Origin of the sequence: Homoserinibacter sp. GY 40078 (assembly GCF_008017545.1) — a bacterium.
GTDB lineage: Bacteria > Actinomycetota > Actinomycetes > Actinomycetales > Microbacteriaceae > Homoserinibacter.
The window spans coordinates 84,784-101,265 of the sequence record NZ_VRTZ01000001.1 but is presented as its reverse complement, the minus strand read 5'-3'; the positions used below and the strand labels follow the sequence as shown (position 1 = coordinate 101,265).

General features: G+C 69.6%; 16 protein-coding genes and 1 tRNA gene. 12 read left to right on the top strand and 5 right to left on the bottom strand.

Annotated elements, in window-relative coordinates; translation table 11 throughout:
* The first annotated feature begins 9 nt into the window (after window positions 1-9).
* The 3 genes from FVQ89_RS00485 to FVQ89_RS00475 all read left to right on the top strand — a co-directional run bounded on the left by FVQ89_RS00485 (window position 10) and on the right by FVQ89_RS00475 (window position 4,179).
* Window positions 10-2,241, top strand: a complete 2,232-nt coding sequence (locus FVQ89_RS00485; RefSeq protein WP_147899989.1) for a DNA polymerase III subunit gamma and tau — start codon at window positions 10-12, stop codon at window positions 2,239-2,241.
* Window positions 2,241-2,837 carry a recombination mediator RecR gene (gene recR, locus FVQ89_RS00480; RefSeq protein WP_147899988.1) on the top strand — a complete coding sequence of 199 codons (597 nt, stop codon included), beginning with the start codon at window positions 2,241-2,243 and terminating at the stop codon, window positions 2,835-2,837. Before FVQ89_RS00485 ends, recR begins: the two co-directional genes overlap by 1 nt.
* Before the next feature lie 76 nt (window positions 2,838-2,913).
* The gene (locus tag FVQ89_RS00475; protein WP_147899987.1) at window positions 2,914-4,179 is read left to right on the top strand and encodes an aspartate kinase; all 1,266 of its coding nucleotides are present in this window, start codon (window positions 2,914-2,916) and stop codon (window positions 4,177-4,179) included.
* A gap of 273 nt (window positions 4,180-4,452) precedes the next feature.
* Here the strand turns inward: FVQ89_RS00475 and FVQ89_RS00470 are convergent, their stop codons facing one another.
* From FVQ89_RS00470 to FVQ89_RS00460, 3 genes are read right to left on the bottom strand one after another with little or no spacing between them, the layout of a single operon-like run.
* Complete coding sequence (locus tag FVQ89_RS00470; RefSeq protein ID WP_222706016.1) at window positions 4,453-4,719, bottom strand: hypothetical protein; 267 nt, start codon at window positions 4,717-4,719, stop codon at window positions 4,453-4,455.
* Window positions 4,713-5,894 carry a TFIIB-type zinc ribbon-containing protein gene (locus tag FVQ89_RS00465; protein ID WP_147899986.1) on the bottom strand — a complete coding sequence of 394 codons (1,182 nt, stop codon included), beginning with the start codon at window positions 5,892-5,894 and terminating at the stop codon, window positions 4,713-4,715. The genes FVQ89_RS00470 and FVQ89_RS00465 overlap by 7 nt, the downstream gene beginning before the upstream one ends.
* An 11-nt stretch (window positions 5,895-5,905) precedes the next feature.
* Window positions 5,906-7,078, bottom strand: a complete 1,173-nt coding sequence (locus FVQ89_RS00460) for an SPFH domain-containing protein (protein WP_147899985.1) — start codon at window positions 7,076-7,078, stop codon at window positions 5,906-5,908.
* Between the two features lie 120 nt (window positions 7,079-7,198).
* Between FVQ89_RS00460 and FVQ89_RS00455 the strand changes: the two genes are divergently transcribed.
* Entirely contained in the window at window positions 7,199-8,260 is a 1,062-nt protein-coding gene (locus tag FVQ89_RS00455; protein ID WP_147899984.1) for an aspartate-semialdehyde dehydrogenase, read from the top strand.
* Between the two features lie 3 nt (window positions 8,261-8,263).
* Here the strand turns inward: FVQ89_RS00455 and FVQ89_RS00450 are convergent, their stop codons facing one another.
* Window positions 8,264-8,857, bottom strand: coding sequence for a MerR family transcriptional regulator (locus FVQ89_RS00450; protein ID WP_147899983.1), 594 nt, complete (start codon window positions 8,855-8,857; stop codon window positions 8,264-8,266).
* Window positions 8,858-8,903: 46 nt separating this feature from the next.
* On the opposite strand from FVQ89_RS00450, the gene FVQ89_RS00445 reads away from it, so the two are divergent.
* Together FVQ89_RS00445 and mqo are read left to right on the top strand one after the other, a co-directional pair.
* Window positions 8,904-9,329, top strand: a complete 426-nt coding sequence (locus FVQ89_RS00445) for a hypothetical protein (RefSeq protein WP_147899982.1) — start codon at window positions 8,904-8,906, stop codon at window positions 9,327-9,329.
* A 38-nt stretch (window positions 9,330-9,367) separates the two neighbouring features.
* A complete protein-coding gene (mqo, locus tag FVQ89_RS00440; RefSeq protein ID WP_187264839.1) occupies window positions 9,368-10,846 on the top strand; it encodes a malate dehydrogenase (quinone) in 1,479 nt (492 codons plus the stop codon).
* An 18-nt stretch (window positions 10,847-10,864) separates the two neighbouring features.
* Here mqo and FVQ89_RS00435 read toward each other — a convergent pair whose 3' ends face one another.
* The gene (locus FVQ89_RS00435; protein ID WP_147899980.1) at window positions 10,865-11,422 is read right to left on the bottom strand and encodes a TetR/AcrR family transcriptional regulator; all 558 of its coding nucleotides are present in this window, start codon (window positions 11,420-11,422) and stop codon (window positions 10,865-10,867) included.
* A gap of 45 nt (window positions 11,423-11,467) precedes the next feature.
* Between FVQ89_RS00435 and FVQ89_RS00430 the strand changes: the two genes are divergently transcribed.
* The 6 genes from FVQ89_RS00430 to FVQ89_RS00405 all read left to right on the top strand — a co-directional run bounded on the left by FVQ89_RS00430 (window position 11,468) and on the right by FVQ89_RS00405 (window position 16,472).
* On the top strand, window positions 11,468-12,184 hold the full coding sequence (locus FVQ89_RS00430; protein WP_147899979.1) for an MBL fold metallo-hydrolase: 717 nt from the start codon (window positions 11,468-11,470) through the stop codon (window positions 12,182-12,184).
* A gap of 47 nt (window positions 12,185-12,231) precedes the next feature.
* The gene (locus tag FVQ89_RS00425) at window positions 12,232-13,305 is read left to right on the top strand and encodes an Rv2578c family radical SAM protein (protein WP_147899978.1); all 1,074 of its coding nucleotides are present in this window, start codon (window positions 12,232-12,234) and stop codon (window positions 13,303-13,305) included.
* 55 nt (window positions 13,306-13,360) lie between these two features.
* On the top strand, window positions 13,361-14,044 hold the full coding sequence (locus FVQ89_RS00420) for a response regulator (protein WP_147899977.1): 684 nt from the start codon (window positions 13,361-13,363) through the stop codon (window positions 14,042-14,044).
* Window positions 14,044-14,727, top strand: coding sequence for a thymidine kinase (locus FVQ89_RS00415; protein WP_147899976.1), 684 nt, complete (start codon window positions 14,044-14,046; stop codon window positions 14,725-14,727). Before FVQ89_RS00420 ends, FVQ89_RS00415 begins: the two co-directional genes overlap by 1 nt.
* A gap of 51 nt (window positions 14,728-14,778) precedes the next feature.
* Window positions 14,779-14,855 (top strand) — tRNA-Pro (locus FVQ89_RS00410).
* A gap of 72 nt (window positions 14,856-14,927) precedes the next feature.
* On the top strand, window positions 14,928-16,472 hold the full coding sequence (locus FVQ89_RS00405) for a UDP-N-acetylmuramoyl-L-alanyl-D-glutamate--2,6-diaminopimelate ligase (RefSeq protein ID WP_147899975.1): 1,545 nt from the start codon (window positions 14,928-14,930) through the stop codon (window positions 16,470-16,472).
* The last annotated feature ends 10 nt before the right edge of the window (window positions 16,473-16,482 follow it).

Below are 16,482 nucleotides of genomic sequence, written 5' to 3'. Positions count from 1 at the left end.
TCTTGACCCGTGGTCACCGCCCTCTACCGTCGATATCGCCCGGAGACCTTCGCCGAGCTGATCGGGCAGAGCCAGGTGACCGATCCGCTGCGCACCGCGCTGCGCACCGACCGCGTCAATCACGCCTACCTCTTCTCGGGGCCCCGCGGATGCGGAAAGACCACGAGCGCGCGGATCCTCGCCCGGTGCCTCAACTGCGCCGAGGGGCCCACCGACACCCCGTGCGGCGTGTGCCCCAGCTGCGTCGAGCTGTCGCGCGAGGGCGGTGGATCGCTCGACGTCGTCGAGATCGATGCCGCGAGCCACAACGGCGTCGACGACGCCCGCGACCTGCGTGAGCGCGCCGTCTTCGCGCCGGCGCGCGACCGCTACAAGATCTTCATCCTCGACGAGGCGCACATGGTGACGCCCCAAGGATTCAACGCGCTGCTCAAGATCGTCGAGGAGCCGCCGGAGCACGTGAAGTTCATCTTCGCGACGACCGAGCCCGAGAAGGTCATCGGCACGATCCGCTCGCGCACCCACCACTATCCGTTCCGGCTCGTGCCGCCGGCGCAGATGCTCGACTACGTGCAGCAGCTGTGCGCGTCGGAGGGCATCGAGGTCGAGGGTGGCGTGCTGCCGCTCGTCGTCCGGGCGGGCGGTGGCTCGGTGCGCGACACGCTCTCGCTGCTCGACCAGCTGATCGCCGGATCCGAGGGTTCGACGATCGCCTACGAGCGGGCCGTCGCCCTGCTCGGCTACACGCACGGCGCCCTGCTCGACGAGATCGTCGACGCGCTGGGGTCGCGGGATGCGCAGGCCGTGTTCGCGGGGGTCGACCGCGTGATCCAGACGGGTCAGGATCCGCGCCGCTTCGTCGAGGATCTGCTCGAGCGCATGCGCGACCTCATCGTGGTCGCGGCGACGCGGGATCACGCGGCCGCCGTGCTGCGCGGCGTCCCCGCCGACGAGATCGAGCGGATGCAGCACCAGGCCTCCTCATACGGCGCCGCCGAACTCTCGCGCGCCGCCGATGTCGTGAACGACGCTCTCAGCGAGATGACCGGCGCGACCTCGCCTCGACTCCACCTCGAACTCATGGCCGCCCGCCTGCTCGTGCCCTCCGCCGACGACACCCAGCGGGGTGCGCTTGCGCGCGTCGAGCGGCTCGAGCGACGCATCGGCATCGAGGGTTCGGATTCGGTCATCGGTTCGGTCGCCCCGCCGCCCGCCCGTGAGTCGGCGCCTGCTCGGCCGCCTGCTGCAGCCGCGCCTGCGGCATCCGCTGCTGCGGCATCCGCTGCTGCTCCCGAGGCGCCCGCGCCCGCGCAGGGGTCGGAGCCTGTCGAACCCGTGGTGTCGCCCGAGCCCGCGGCGGCGGCCGCTGAGGCACCCGAGCCCGAGGATCCGCCCGCCGCGAAGCAGGCGCCCGCCCCGCAGGAACCCGCTGCCGCCGAGGAGCCCGCGCCCGCAACCGAGCCCGCGCCCCCAGCCGAGCCCGCGACCGAGGAGCCGAGGCCCACCGCCGTGACTCCTGGCGCTCCGGTCACTCTGCAGCAGCTGCGCGACGCATGGCCCGAGATCCTCGAGGGTGTGCAGGAGATCAAGCGCGGATCGTGGATGGTGGTCTACACCTCCACGCCGCGCGCGTTCGAGGGCGATGTGCTCACCCTCTCGTTCCAGAGCGATGGCGATGTGCAGAACTTCCGCCAGGCGCAGGGCTCCGGTGACAGCGTCAGCGAGCACCTGCGACGCGCGATCCTCGCGGTGCTCGGGGTGCGCGTGAAGTTCATCGCCCGCGTCGAGGGCGCGGCGCAGGCTCCCGGTGCCCCCGCCGCCACGCCCGCACCCGCGTCTCGTCGTGCCGCCGACCCGCCCGCGAGTGCGGCTCCCGCATCCGCGTCGATCGGGTGGAATGTCACCCCGATCCCCGGCGCTGCTCCCGCCTCCGACGATGTCCCCCCGCCCGACGACGCGGACGCTCCGCCCGCAGACGACGAGCCTGAACCACCGGCCGACGAGACCACTTCTGCCCCCGCCGAGTCATCCACATCGCGTCGACCTTCGGCGGCGTCGGCTACGCCCCCGGCGCCCGCTGCGGCGAGCCGCAACCCGAACCGTCCCGGCCGCTACGGCGAGGCGGTGGTGCGCGAGGTGCTCAAGGCGAGCTTCCTGCAGGAGGAGCAGCTGAACCCGCGTGACCGTCCGGTGCGCCTGGTCGAGGAGCCGGCCCCGACCGACGCCAGGAACGAGAGCTGATGTACGAGGGAATCGTCCAGGACCTCATCGACGAACTCGGCAGGCTGCCCGGCATCGGGCCGAAGTCCGCGCAGCGGATCGCGTTCCACATCCTGCAGACCGAGAGCTTCGACACCACCCGGCTCGCCGAGATCCTCACCGTCGTGCGCGACAAGGTCAAGTTCTGCCAGATCTGCGGCAACGTGTCGGAGCAGGAGACGTGTGCCATCTGTCGCGACCCGCGTCGCAACGGTGCCGTCATCTGCGTGGTGGAGGAGGCGAAGGATGTCGTCGCCATCGAACGCACCCGCGAGTTCCGCGGGCTGTATCACGTGCTCGGCGGCGCCATCAGCCCCATCGACGGCATCGGCCCCGACGATCTGCGCATCGCGCAGCTGCTCCAGCGGCTCGCGAGCACCGAGGTCACCGAGGTCATCATCGCCACCGACCCGAACCTCGAGGGCGAGGCGACCGCGACCTACCTCACTCGGCTGCTGATCCAGCCGGGGCTGCGGGTCACGCGCCTCGCGTCCGGCTTGCCGGTCGGAGGTGACCTCGAGTACGCCGACGAGGTCACCCTCGGACGGGCCTTCGAGGGGCGCCGGGTCGTCGAGTAGCGCCCGGTGCGTGCGTAACCGGGAATGGACGCCTCGGTAGGATGACGTCGTTCCCTTCCCCTGGAGTGCCTTTCCCGTGACCCTCATCGTCCAGAAGTACGGCGGATCGAGCGTCGCCGACGCCGAGAGCATCAAGCGGGTCGCGAAGCGCATCGTCGAGACCCGCAAGGCGGGCAACGAGGTGGTCGTTGCGGTGTCCGCGATGGGCGACACGACCGACGAGCTCATCGACCTCGCCAACCAGGTCTCGCCGATCCCCGACCCGCGCGAACTCGACATGCTGCTCACCACCGGTGAGCGCATCTCCATGGCTCTGCTGGCGATGGCGATCCGCGACATGGGCTTCGAGGCCCGTTCCTACACCGGCAGCCAGGCGGGCATGATCACGGATGCGCGGCACGGCTCCGCCCGCATCGTCGACGTGACCCCGGGCCGCGTCCGCGAGGCGCTCGACGCGGGAGCGATCGCGATCGTCGCCGGATTCCAGGGCTTCAACCGCGACAGCCGCGACATCACGACCCTCGGTCGGGGCGGCTCGGACACGACGGCGGTGGCGCTCGCTGCCGCGCTCGGCGCCGATGTCTGCGAGATCTACACCGACGTCGACGGCGTTTTCACCGCCGATCCGCGGATCGTGCCGAAGGCCCGCAAGCTCGATCGCGTGACGAGCGAAGAGATGCTCGAACTCGCGGCTGCGGGGGCGAAGGTGCTCTATATCCGCGCCGTGGAATACGCGCGCCGTCACGGGGTGACGCTGCACGTTCGATCGTCGTTCAACAACAACGAAGGCACCTGGGTTGTGAACCCGGTGGAGGGAGAGACCGTGGAAGAGCCCATCATCACCGGGGTCGCGGGAGATCTCAGCGAGGCGAAGATCACCGTCGTGGGTGTGCCCGACGTTCCCGGCAAGGCGGCCGAGATCTTCACGATCGTCGCGAAGACGGGCGCCAACATCGACATGATCGTGCAGAACGTCTCGGCGGCCGCCACCGGCCTCACCGACATCTCGTTCACCCTCCCGAAGGCGGATGGCGAGAAGGTGCTGGCGGCCCTGCGGGTCGCCCAACCGGATGCCGGGTTCGCCTCGCTTCAGTACGACGACCAGATCGGCAAGCTCGCCGTCGTCGGCGCAGGCATGCGCACGAGCGCGGGTGTCTCGGCGGCTCTGTTCCGTTCGCTGTCGGAGGCGGGCATCAACATCGAGATGATCTCGACCTCCGAGATCCGCATCTCGGTCGTCACTCGTGCCGACACGCTCCCGCAGGCGATGCGCGTGGTGCATGCCGCGTTCGGTCTCGACGGCGACGCCGACGCCGTGGTCTACGCAGGAACCGGACGCTAAGAGCGAAGGCCATTTCTGGCCTTCGCGCGTCCGGTTCCCGCGGCCGTCTCGGCCGCGGTGGACGCTAAGAGCGAAGGCCATTTCTGGCCTTCGCGCGTCCGGTTCCCGTGGCCGTCTCGGCCGCGGTGGACGCTAAGAGCGAAGGCCATTTCTGGCCTTCGCGCGTCCGGTTCCCGTGGCCGTCTCGGCCGCGGTGGGTGTTGCGCGGTTCCCCCGTCCGTATGGGCCTCGGTGGACGCGCCCGTACAACGCGCCCGTCCGACTGGGCCCGGCTCAGAGGCGGCGGCGCGGCTCGTCGGAGTTCATGCCGCGGATGGTGCGTGCGGTCGTGCCGTTGTTGGTCCCGATCTTCACGTCATCGCCGCGCATGTCGTCGACCGCGATCGCCGTCTCGCGCTCGAAGCTGTGGCTCTTGTTCGTGTTGCGGTACGACATCCACACCGCCCAGTAGAAGACGGACGCGCCGACGGGTCCGAGAGCGAGCAGCGCGAGGACCCAGTCGGAGTCTGCGGACGCGAGCACGTGCACGGCGATCACCACGCGCTCGCCGCGACGATGGGTATCGCGATGGCCTCGAGCACGGCTCCGACGACGAGCGCCGCGACCACCAGCTTCGGCACGTTGACCGGGATGCTTCCCATGGTCTCTCCTGTGCGGCCGTTGACCGCGATGTAGTGCAGGAAGGCGCTGCCGTCGGACTTCTTCTCGTAGTAGGAGTACAGCCACACGGGGAGCAGCACGGCCACCCAGCGGGTGCCTTTCACATCCAGCTGCTCGCTCTCCCAACGGATGCCGCGGTCGTATCCGGGTGCCGCATCCGTCGCGGTCTGACGCGCGATGCTGAGGAGCTGGTGCCGCACGGTGGGCATGACCCCGGCGATGTCGAGGTCGCGCTTCTCGGAGGTGAAGTCGCCCATGTAGCGCGCGTCGTAGGCGACCGCGTTCTTCGTGTCGAACGGGAGGATCGTGTTGATCACGTTGTTCGTGTTGCGCGACGTGTCGAGGTCGGCCCGGGCGGACGACGACTCGACGGTCAGGTCGTCGACTGTGAAGTCGAAGCTGCGGGTCACGCGGTAGACGTCGGCGTCGTAGTAGGTGGTCTTGTTGTTGTCGGGGCCGCGTTGGTAGGTGCGGGTCTTGATCTCGCCCTGGCCCGCGATGTCGGCGTGCAGGTTGCCGTCGACGAGCAGGTACGGCATGTAGACACCGACCACGTTCTCGGGCACGAACTCTTCGCGGAAGCGCTTGAGGGCGAACATGCGCCGCCGCGATGCGAACCCGCGGATGAGCTCGACCGCCTGCGGATGCGTGACCGTGAACGGAAGCAGCGCGTCGGGGACCGCGCCGTTCGGGATCTGCGTGTTCTGCGAGAGCACCTGACGGCACCAGTGGCAGCGGGCTTGCAGGCTGCGGCCGGTGTCGATGACCACCTCGGCGCCGCATCCCTGGCATTTGAGGGTCACCATGGTCGAGGCTGCGGCCTCGATGTCGGCGACGCCGGTCGTCGTCACGGTTCCGACGATCTCATCCAGTGGCACGTCGAACGCGGCGCCCGCGTCGAAGGCGCCCGGCTCCCACTCGTAGCGGCAGAACGCGCACTGCAGCTTGTGAGTGCCGACCACCGGGCCGATCTCCGTTGCGCCGCACCTCGGGCAGCGGTCGAGACCGTCGCGCTTGTCATTGCCGGTGTCGACCGGCTCCTGGATGTCGCTCATCGTCGCGTCCGTCAGGCGCCGAGCACCCGCGCCTTCAGGGCGTCGTAGTCGTCTTGCGTGATGAGCCCGGCGTCGAGCATCTGCTTGGCCTGGGTGAGCTTCGCCATCGGGTCGTCGGCCGGCGCGGCCGCGGGCGCCGGAGCGGGAGCGGGAGCGGGTGGCGGCGCAACAGGCTGCTGGAGGCCTCCGAGTCCGGTTGTCCCGGCTGCCATGCCGAGCCCGACGAGGCCCGCGGCGCCGCCCGACTCGCCCGCGCTCTCGAATCCCTGCGCCACCGAGGCCTGCAGGTTCGAGTTGCCGCGTGCGCCGCTGAGCGCATCCGCCCGCTTGACCTTCGAGAGCAGCTCGGTCGTGTCGGCGTCGTACTCGATCGAGATGATCGCGGTCGAGACGATCTCGAGCCCGCGGTTCGCCTTCCAGGAGTAGCCGTCCTCGACGGCCGCCGCGAGGCTCTTCGCGAAGCCGAGCGAGTCGGACTGGATCTGCGTGATCCGCCCCTTCGCCGGGTCGTTCGTGTACTTCGAGAACGCGGGGGCGAGGGCCGAGACGACCTCGTTGAAGAGCTGCGTCGCGGCGTCGTTGTTCATGTCGGTGAAGTCGAAGACCTGCCCGCCGCCGAAGTAGCTCGCGGGCACGAAGTTCTTCACGAACAGGATCGGGTCGACGATGCGCAGCGTGTAGGTGCCGCGGGTGAGCGCGCCCACCTGAGTTCCGAGCCAGGCGTCGTCCCAGTAGATCTCGCTCTGGGTGCCGAAGCGGTTGTTCGGCAGTTCCTTGAGGTTCACGTAGAACGCGGCCTGCTGCGATCCGGGGATACCGCCGCGCTTGAAGCGCTCCCAGGTCTGGGTGATGAGCGGCGAGACGATGCCGTTGCCGGCGAGCAGCGATTTGCTGTTCACGTCGTCGGACTGCCAGATGTAGCCGCCGGCCTCGGTGACGAGTCCGGTGATCTCGCCGTCCTGCATCGTGAGGAGGCCATACCCCTCGGGCACGACGATCTTCGAGCCGTTGGTGATGATGTTGTCCGAGCCCTTGGTGTTGGAGCCGCGGCCCGCGTTGGTCTCCTGCTTCACTGCGGGGAACAGCGCCGCGGTCGGCTGCACCGACGGGATCGAGTAGAAGTCGATCCACTGGTCGGCGAAGGTCCCGCCGAGCGCTCCGACGAATGCCGTGATGAAGCCCATGTCGCTCTCCTTCGGGTGGCTGTGCCCACACAGTATCGCCCGGTGGTGTCATCCGTCTCTCCCCGGTTTCGCCGTCCGTCCATGCCGGAAACGCTCGGATCGCGCCGGTACGATGGCGGGATGAGCAGCAGCGGTATCCGTCTCGGCGTTGTCGGCGCCACCGGCCAGGTGGGCGCGGTCGTGCGCCGCCTCCTCGTCGAGCGCGACTTCCCGATCTCCGAGATCCGGTTCTTCGCGTCGGAGCGCAGCGCCGGCACGACGCTCCCGTTCCGCGGAGAGGACATCGTGGTCGAGGACGCCGCGACGGCCGACCCGACGGGGTTGGATGTGGCGATCTTCTCGGCGGGCGCCACGATGTCGCGCGTGCAGGCGCCGCGGTTCGCGGCCGCGGGCGTGCTCGTCATCGACAACTCGAGCGCGTGGCGTATGGACCCCGAGGTCCCGCTCGTCGTCTCCGAGGTGAACCCGCACGCTCTCGACGAGGCCGTGAAGGGCATCGTCGCGAACCCCAACTGCACGACCATGGCCGCGATGCCGGTGCTGAAGGTGCTCGACGCGGAGGCGGGTCTCGAGCGTCTCGTGGTCTCCACGTACCAGGCGGTGTCGGGTGCGGGGCTCGCGGGCGGCGAGGAGCTGCTCGAGCAGGCGGCCGCGGCGGTCGCACAGAACGCCATCGGCCTCGTACACGACGGCCACGCGGTCGAGCTGCCGGAGCCGGTGAAGTTCCCGCGCAACATCGCGTTCAACGTGGTGCCGCAGGCGGGCTCGTTCGTCGACGACGGGCTGGGCGAGACCGACGAGGAGAAGAAGCTCCGCAACGAGAGCCGCAAGATCCTCGAGCTGCCGGAGCTGCTCGTCTCGGGCACGTGCGTGCGCGTCCCGGTGTTCACGGGTCACTCGCTCTCGATCAACGCGACCTTCCGCGACGCCCTGACCCCCGCCCGCGCCACCGAGCTCCTGGCGGATGCGCCGGGTGTCCAGCTGTCCGAGGTGCCCAACCCGCTCGAGGCGGCGGGCGCCGATCCGAGCTTCGTGGGGCGGATCCGGCAGGATCAGTCGGTGCCGGAGGGCAAGGGCCTCGCGCTGTTCATCTCGAACGACAACCTGCGCAAGGGTGCGGCTCTCAACGCCGTGCAGCTCGCCGAGATCGTCGCGGCGAAGCTGAGCGCCTCGGTCGCCTGACGTTCAGCGGGTCGCCGCGATGTCCTGGTGGGCGAGGCGGCGGAGCGCTGCGATGACGGGCTCGTGCGCGGCGGTGCCGAGCACCGCGTAGGCGATCGCCGCATCGGGATCCTCCGGGATGCCGTCCATGTCGTACTGCGCGATGCCGCGGATGTGCGGGGCGTACGCCCGCAGGCGCGCCTCGTCGAGCGGCACCCCGACGGCCTCGGCGGCGGCGATCGCGTTCTCGAGTTGACGCACGGCCGGGTAGCCGGGGTCGCACATCCAGCCGAGCGCGCCGAGCGCCGCGCGCGCCCGCGGATAGTCGTCTTGCTCGGGCACCTCGGGCGGCAGATGAGAGAGGGCGCGTCCGAACGCGTCGAACAGAGACGGGCCGGGGTCGTCGACGACGGCGAGCACGCCGCGGGTCTGCTGCACGCTGAGGCCCACGGTCTCGGTGAGGGCGCGAATGACGCGCACCCGTCGCACATGGCTCTCGTCGTAGTCCGCTCGGGTCTGAGAGAGGGGAGTGCCCGCGGGGAGCAGGCCTTCGCGCAGGTAGAACTTGAGCGTCGGGACGGGTGTGTCGGTCGCGGCCGAGAGCTGTGACATCAGCATGGCGCCCCCTTGCATTGGGTAGTGCAACTATCTAACATTGGATACCATGACAATCCAACCATGGACCGCCGTCCTCCTGGGGGCGCTGCTCCTCTCCCTCATCACCGTCGAGTCCGGCGGCTGGTTCCTCACTCGCGTGGTGCGCGGGTCGGTGCCGGCCAACGCTCTGCAGACGAGCTTCTTCCGCGCCGGCCACGCCCACGCGGCCGTCCTGCTGCTGTTGAGCCTCGCCGTGATCCCCCTGCTCGACACCGCGGAACTGCCCCTCGCGATTGATCTGATCGCACGGTTCGGCATCCCGACGGCGGCGCTGCTCATGCCCGCCGGGTTCTTTCTCTCGGTGCTGGGGCGCGACCCGCAGCGACCGGGCCGGGCGATCGCCGTGCTCTGGATCGGCGCGGCGAGCCTCACGCTCGGGCTGGCCGCCGCGGGCGTCGGACTCATCGGGGCGGGCGTCTCGCAGTTCGGCTAGGACCTCCGGCCCGCTGACCCGCGGGGCGCCCGGTTAGGATGGAGGCCGTGTCCGAACCCGTCGACGTCGTCCTCATCGGCGGCGGGGTGATGAGCGCGACCCTCGGCTCGCTGTTGCAGCAGCTCGAACCGGAGTGGTCGATCACCATCCTCGAAGCCCTGCCGAGCATCGCCCAAGAGAGCTCCAACCCGTGGAACAACGCGGGCACCGGGCACTCCGCACTCTGCGAGCTGAACTACTCGCCCGAGAAGAACGGCGTCATCGACATCACCAACGCGGTGAAGGTCAACGAGCAGTTCCAGGTGTCGCGGCAGTACTGGTCGCACCTCGTGCAGGAGGGGCTGCTGCCGGAGCCCGACAAGTTCATCAACCCCGTGCCGCACCTGAGCTTCGTGTGGGGCGCCGACAACGTCGAGTACCTCCGCAAGCGCTACGAGGCGCTCAAGGACCACCCGCTCTTCCCGGGAATCGAGTTCACGGAGGATGCGCGCGTCATCCGCTCGTGGGCGCCGTTGCTCATCCCCGGCCGGTCGAAGAAGCAGCCGATCGCGGCGACCCGCATCGTGGGCGGCTCGGACGTCGACTTCGGATCCCTCACCACCCACCTCGTCGAGGGTCTCGTCGAGCGCGGAGCCACCCTGCGCACCGAGCGCCGCGTGACGGGCCTCAAGCGCTTGGCGGACGGCACCTGGCGAGTCCGCGGACGGCACACCGTGGGCAACACGCCGTTCGAACTGCATGCGCGATTCGTCTTCGTCGGCGCGGGCGGCGCGGCCCTCGGTCTCCTGCAGAAGTCGGGCATCCGCGAGATCCGCGGATACGGCGGGTTCCCGATCAGCGGGCAGTTCCTCCGCACCGACGACCCCGAGATCGTCGCGAGGCACCAGGGCAAGGTGTACGGCAAGGCGGCCGTCGGCTCGCCTCCGATGTCGGTGCCGCACCTCGACACCCGCGTGGTCGACGGGCAGGCGAGCCTGCTGTTCGGACCGTATGCGGGGTTCTCGCCCAAGTTCCTGAAGTCGGGCACGTGGTTCGACCTGTTCGGGTCGATCCGGTGGCACAACCTCGGCACGATGATCGCGGCGGGCGTCAAGAACCTCGACCTCGTCTGGTACCTCGTGACCGAGCTGCTCGCGAGCAGGCGAGCCCAGCACGAGGTGCTCCAGCAGTTCGCGCCGACCGCCGAGCAGGGTGACTGGTACCGGATCACCGCCGGCCAGCGTGTGCAGATCATGAAGCGCGGCTCGGACGGCAAGGCCGTCATCCAGTTCGGCACCGAGGTCGTCTCGGGCGCGGATGGCACGATCGCCGGGCTGCTCGGGGCGTCGCCCGGTGCGTCGACCGCCGTGCCGATCATGCTCGACGTTCTCGCCACGTGCTTCCCCGACCGCATGGCGGCGTGGACGCCTGAGCTCGGCCGCATGATCCCGTCCTACGGAACCAAGCTGTCGGATTCGCCCCAGGCGGCGGCGACGGAGCTCGCGGAGACCGCGAAGGTGCTCGGCCTCTCCGTCTGACCTCCGCGCGCCCGGCGATCAGTGCGGTTCGAGCGTCGCGATGATTCGCGTGAGGCCCCAGTTCCATGCCTCGTCGATATCGCCGCCCATCCGGAGCGAGCCCGCGAGCTCCATGGTGATGAACCCGTTGGCCCACGCAGTGACGAGGCGGGCGCCGTCGAGCGCATGCTCGTCGCCGGTCAGCTCGCGGACCGCATCCAGCAGCGGCGTCACGCTGCGGGCGAGGGCCGCCGGTTCGCCGCGGGGTGCGCCGTGCGCTCCGAAGAGGAGCGCGTAGCCGACCGGTCGCTCGTGTGCGAAGCGACGCAGGCCGTCGGCCTGGGTACGGATGCGCGTGCGAGGGTCGGGGTCGTCGAGCGTGGCGTCCAACTGCGACGCGAGCGCGTCGATCGTCGATGCGACGACGAGGGCGAGGAGCTCGTTGCGGTCGCGCACGCGCTTGTACAGCGAGGGTGCGCGCACGCCCACTCGTGTGGCGACCGCTTGCATGGTGAGGTCGTCGATGCCGAGCTGCTCCACCAGGTCGCGCGCCGCGGTCACGATCTGGTCGAGCGTCGTCTTCTCGGGTGCCGGCATCGGATCTCCTTGACTCATCGTCGATGGCTAATTATCGTAGCCTTCATGGAACTCGCCCCGCAGCTGCGCCGCATCGGCAACGACCTCGTCGCTGTCCATCTCATCCTGACCGACGAGGGGATCACCGTCATCGACACGGGGTTGCCCGGGCATTACCGCGATCTCCGCCGTGAACTCGAGGCGATCGGGAGGTCGCTTTCGGATATCCGCGGCGTGGTCTTGACCCACGGCGACAGCGACCACACGGGATTCGCCGAGCGCCTGCGCGCCGAGCTCGGCATCCCCGTCTACGTCGGCGCGGACGACGCCGGTCGCGCGATGGGCGAGAAGCCGCCGTCGCCGCCGAAGGACCGCCGGCGCCTCGGTCCCGTGCTGCGCTTCTTCGCGTACGCGATCAGCAAGGGCGGCGTGTCGATGCCCAAGGTGGCCCAGGTGGAGTCGGTCAGCGATGGGGATGTGCTCCCGCTGCCGGGTGATCCGGTCATCATCGGGATGCCGGGGCACTCGCCGGGCAGCGTCGCGATCCACGTGCCCGCCGTTCGCGCGGTGTTCGTGGGCGACGCGCTCACCACGCGCAGCGTGCTCACCGGGGTCGAGGGACCGCAACCCGCGCCGTTCACGGATGACTGGAGCGCCGCGTCGCGGTCGATCGAACGCCTCGTGGGGCTCGACGTCGACTGGGTGATCCCGGGGCATGGAGCGCCCTGGGTGGGAGGGGTCAGTGCCCTCGTCGCCGCGTACCGGGCCGCCGAGAGCGCGTGACCGTCTGACCGCTTGACAGTCACTCGAACACATGTTCGAATGACTCGATGAGGTGGAGCGGGCAGGAGCTGAGCGTCGAGAGCGGCGACGCGCTGCCCGGCCTGGCCCGGCTCGACAATCTCGTCCGTACCGTGCGCACACCCGAGTTCGCAGGGCTCACCTTCCACGAGGTGCTCGCGAAGTCCGCGCTCAATCACGTCCCGGGCGCCGCCTCCGCGCTGCCGTTCGGATGGACGATCAACCCGTACCGGGGCTGCTCCCACCAGTGCGTCTTCTGCTTCGCCCGCAACACCCACACCTACCTCGACCTCGATGCGGGTGCCGACTTCGACAGTCAGATCATTGTGAAGGTGAATGTGGTCGAGGTGCTCGAGCGCGAGCTCGCCCGACCCAGCTGGCAGCATCCGAACGTCGCGCTCGGCACCAATACCGACCCGTACCAGCGGGCCGAGGGGCGGTACCGGCTCATGCCCGGGATCATCGCGGCGCTCGCCGCGTCGGGCACGCCGTTCAGCATCCTGACCAAAGGCACCTTGCTGCGCCGCGACATCCCGCTCCTGCGGGCTGCGGCCGAGCGGGTGCCCGTCGAGACGGCCATGTCGATCACCGTCTTCTCGGACGAGGAGCTGCAGCGCTCGATCGAGCCCGGCGCCCCGAGCACCGCGGCTCGGCTCGCCACCGTACGCGCCGTGCGTGAGGCCGGCCTCCCATGCTCCGTCTTCCTCATGCCTGTGCTCCCGCACCTCACGGATTCCCGTGAGCAGCTCGACGACGCCCTCTCGCGGATCGCCGAGGCCGGGGCTACGAGCGTCGTCTACGGCGCGCTGCACCTGCGGCCGGGCGCGCGCGAGTGGTTCGCGGCGTGGCTGCGCCGCACCCATCCTGACCTCGTCGACCGCTATCGGCAGCTGTATGGGTCGGGGTCCTACGCGGCGAAGGGCTATCGCCGCGAGCTCGGGGCCCGCATCCGCCCGTTGCTGCGCCGCTACCAGCGCGAGCGCCCTCGCCTCGACCCCGGTACCGGCGTACCGTCTGCTCTGCCGAGGAGTTCAGGCGTCGCCGAACTCGCCTCCGAGCTCAGCCCCCGTGCCGCCGCAGCCCTCCAGCCGACGCTCTTCTGAGCGTGTCGGAGCGGGGCCGACGAGCCGGGCGGATGTGCGAGGTAGGCTCGAAGTCATGGCTTCCACTCTCAGCGCGGCTCCCGCGCGTACCGAGACGGGGAGCACCGTAGTGCGGCTTGCGATTCTCGACGACCACGAGGTGCTCCTCGACACCCTCGCGAGCTGGATCGAGCGCAACGCACCCGACTTCGACCTCGTGCTGGCTGCGTCGAACTGGCTCGACCTCGTCCAGAGTCCCGCGTTCCCCACCGACCTCGTGTTCATCGACCTCCAGCTCAAGGAGCCGATTTCGATCGAGGCGCGCGTGCGCACCTGTCGCGCTGCCGGCGCCAAGGTCATCGTGCTGTCGAGCCTCGACACCCGTGAGGCGCGCGAGCGTGCCTCTGCAGCCGGTGCCGCCGACTTCCTGTCCAAGTCGCTCCCGATGACGGCGGTCATGGCTGCCGCGCGTCGCGTCATGGGGATCGATCAACTCGGCGAGGAGTCCACCGAGACGCGCGAGACTGTCGCTCCGCTCGAGCAGCTGCGTCCGAAGCTGAGCCCCGGCGAGGAGGAGGCGTTCAAGCTCTACGTCTCCGGCCACAGCACCATCGCCGTCGCGCAGCGCATGAACGTGCAGTACGAGACTGCCAAGACCTACCTGCGTCGCGTGCGCGAGAAGTACGCCAAGGTGGGGCGCCCCGCGGGCAAGAAGGCTGAACTCATCCGCCGCGCTGCAGAGGACGGATATCTCGAGTAGTGGCGAAGCTCTACTTCCGCTACGGGGCGATGAACTCGGGCAAGAGCACCGCCCTGCTGCAGGCTGCCTTCAACTATGAAGAGCGCGGCCACGAGGTGCTGCTGGCCAAGCCCGAGATCGACTCGAAGGGCGACAACGCGATCGTGTCGCGTCTCGGCGTCGTGCGTCAGGTCGACTTCACGGTCGGTGCGGCCGAGGACCTCCTCGACCGCTTCCAGCGCGAACGCGCGCGTGCCGTGCAGCAGCGTGGACGCGACATCAGCTGCCTCCTGCTCGACGAGGCTCAATTCCTGAGCGAGGGGCAGGTCGACGACCTGCTGCGCATCGCCATCCAGCTCGACATCCCGGTGCTCGCGTACGGCATCCGCACCGACTTCCAAACGGTCGCGTTCCCCGGCAGCCGCCGACTGCTCGAGATCGCCCACTCGCTCGAAGAACTCAAGACGATCTGCCGATGCGGACGCAAGGCGGTGTTCAACGGGCGGCGGGTCGGCGACCGCTTCGTCTTCGACGGCGACCAGGTCGCGATCGACGCGTCGCTCGCATCCGGCGGGGTCGAGGTGGCCTACGAGTCGCTCTGCGGCGCCTGCTACCTGGAGGAGTCGGGCGGGGTGCTGAATCGCGGATGGCGGCCCAAGCTCGAGTTCAGCTACGGCGAGGAACCGGACGCCGACTTCACGTGATCCGCATGCCGTCGGCATCGGGTACGATTGACAGGTTGCCACCAGCAACACCGGGGTATGGCGCAGCTTGGTAGCGCGCGTCGTTCGGGACGACGAGGCCGCAGGTTCAAATCCTGTTACCCCGACCATCACGCAGAGGGTCGCCTTCGGGCGGCCCTTCGTGCATCCGGTGCGAACAGCGCGCCGCCTAGACTCGGACCATGCCCACCCGCTTCTCCGGTCTTCTCGACGCCCTGCCGGAGGGGATGCTCCTCTCGGCCGGTGGCGATGTGGAGGTCACGGCTCCTCCCGTCGAGCGGGCGGATGAGGTGCAGCCCGGCGGAGTCTTCATCGCTCGGCAGGGCAAGGTCGTCGACGGGCGCACGCTCGCTGTCGAAGCCGTCGCGCGAGGCGCCGTCGCCGTCGTCGGCGACGCCGAGCACATCGACGTCGGCGTGCCGTACGCGCGCGTCACCGACGCGCAGCAGGCGATCGGATACCTCGCCGCGTCTTGGTGGGGACTCCCCACCAAGAAGATCGAGATCACCGGCATCACGGGAACGAACGGCAAGACCACCACGACCATGTTGCTGCGCGGCGTGGTCGACGCCGCCACCGGGGGACCGGTGGGGCTCATCTCCACGATCGGCGTCGAGTACGGCACCGGCTTCATCCCCGTGGGAGTCCACATCACGACGCCGGGCGCACCGCAGGTGCAGGAGATGCTCGGAAGCATGGTCGACGCGGGCTTCCCCGAAGCGCTCGTCGAGATGTCGAGCCAAGGGCTCGAACAGGGCCGACTGAACGGCATCGGGATCGACGCGGGAGTCTTCACGAACCTCACCCACGAGCACCTCGACCACCACGGCACCTTCGAGGCTTACCGTGCCGCCAAGGGCATCCTCTTCGAGCGTGTCGGGGCGATGGGCGGCATCACGGTGATCAACGCCGACGACCCCTCGGGCTCGTGGTTCCGCGACGCGTCCCGCGGCGCGACGGTCATCGAGTACGGGGTGAACGCGGGCGACGTGCGACCCGAGCAGCTCGAGGTGACCCCCGGCGGGATCCGCATGACCGTCGACGGCGACGAATACCGCACCGCGCTCACCGGCACCTTCAACGTCTCCAATGCCCTCGCCGCGATCGCCTACGGTCGCGCGCGAGGCTGGTCGCCCGAGGTCGTGCAGCGCGGACTCGACGCGACGACGGCTGTGGACGGGCGGATGCAGACGATCGACGAGGGGCAGCCCTTCACGGCGCTCGTCGACTTCGCCCATACCCCCGACGCCTACGAGCAGCTGTTCCCGTCGTTGCGCCGGATGCTGGCCCCCGGCGGGCGCCTCATCGCCGTCTTCGGCTGCGCGGGACTCCGCGACCGCGACAAGCGCGAGACGATGCCCGCCATCGCGGCGAAGTACACGGACCTCATGGTGCTGACCGCGAGCGACCCGCGCACGGAGCCGGTGGACGAGATCCTCGACACCATGCAGGCGGCGGCGATCCGTTCGGGTGCCCGCCTCGGCGAGAACCTGCTCCGGATCCCGGATCGCGGCACCGCGATCCTCACGGCCGTGCAGGCGGCCCAGCCGGGCGACGTCGTCGTCGCGTGCGGCAAGGGTCACAAGCAGAGCATGTCGATCGGCGGCACCGAGTACCCCTGGGACGACCGCATCGCCCTGCGGTACGCGCTGCACGGGGTCGCCATGGGCGGGCTCCCCACATCGCCCGCGGGTGCGCCGACCGTGGAAGACGCGCGCCGCAGCTGACGAGGCGCAG

What these genes read in the sequence shown, in the direction of transcription:
- recR (WP_147899988.1), top strand. Translation starts at nt 2,241, where the DNA reads ATGTACGAGGGAATCGTCCAGGACCTCATCGACGAACTCGGCAGGCTG.
- FVQ89_RS00465 (WP_147899986.1), bottom strand. Translation starts at nt 5,894, where the DNA reads ATGAGCGACATCCAGGAGCCGGTCGACACCGGCAATGACAAGCGCGAC.
- FVQ89_RS00460 (WP_147899985.1), bottom strand. Translation starts at nt 7,078, where the DNA reads ATGGGCTTCATCACGGCATTCGTCGGAGCGCTCGGCGGGACCTTCGCC.
- FVQ89_RS00455 (WP_147899984.1), top strand. Translation starts at nt 7,199, where the DNA reads ATGAGCAGCAGCGGTATCCGTCTCGGCGTTGTCGGCGCCACCGGCCAG.
- FVQ89_RS00450 (WP_147899983.1), bottom strand. Translation starts at nt 8,857, where the DNA reads ATGCTGATGTCACAGCTCTCGGCCGCGACCGACACACCCGTCCCGACG.
- FVQ89_RS00445 (WP_147899982.1), top strand. Translation starts at nt 8,904, where the DNA reads ATGACAATCCAACCATGGACCGCCGTCCTCCTGGGGGCGCTGCTCCTC.
- mqo (WP_187264839.1), top strand. Translation starts at nt 9,368, where the DNA reads ATGGAGGCCGTGTCCGAACCCGTCGACGTCGTCCTCATCGGCGGCGGG.
- FVQ89_RS00435 (WP_147899980.1), bottom strand. Translation starts at nt 11,422, where the DNA reads ATGCCGGCACCCGAGAAGACGACGCTCGACCAGATCGTGACCGCGGCG.
- FVQ89_RS00430 (WP_147899979.1), top strand. Translation starts at nt 11,468, where the DNA reads ATGGAACTCGCCCCGCAGCTGCGCCGCATCGGCAACGACCTCGTCGCT.
- FVQ89_RS00425 (WP_147899978.1), top strand. Translation starts at nt 12,232, where the DNA reads ATGAGGTGGAGCGGGCAGGAGCTGAGCGTCGAGAGCGGCGACGCGCTG.
- FVQ89_RS00420 (WP_147899977.1), top strand. Translation starts at nt 13,361, where the DNA reads ATGGCTTCCACTCTCAGCGCGGCTCCCGCGCGTACCGAGACGGGGAGC.
- FVQ89_RS00405 (WP_147899975.1), top strand. Translation starts at nt 14,928, where the DNA reads ATGCCCACCCGCTTCTCCGGTCTTCTCGACGCCCTGCCGGAGGGGATG.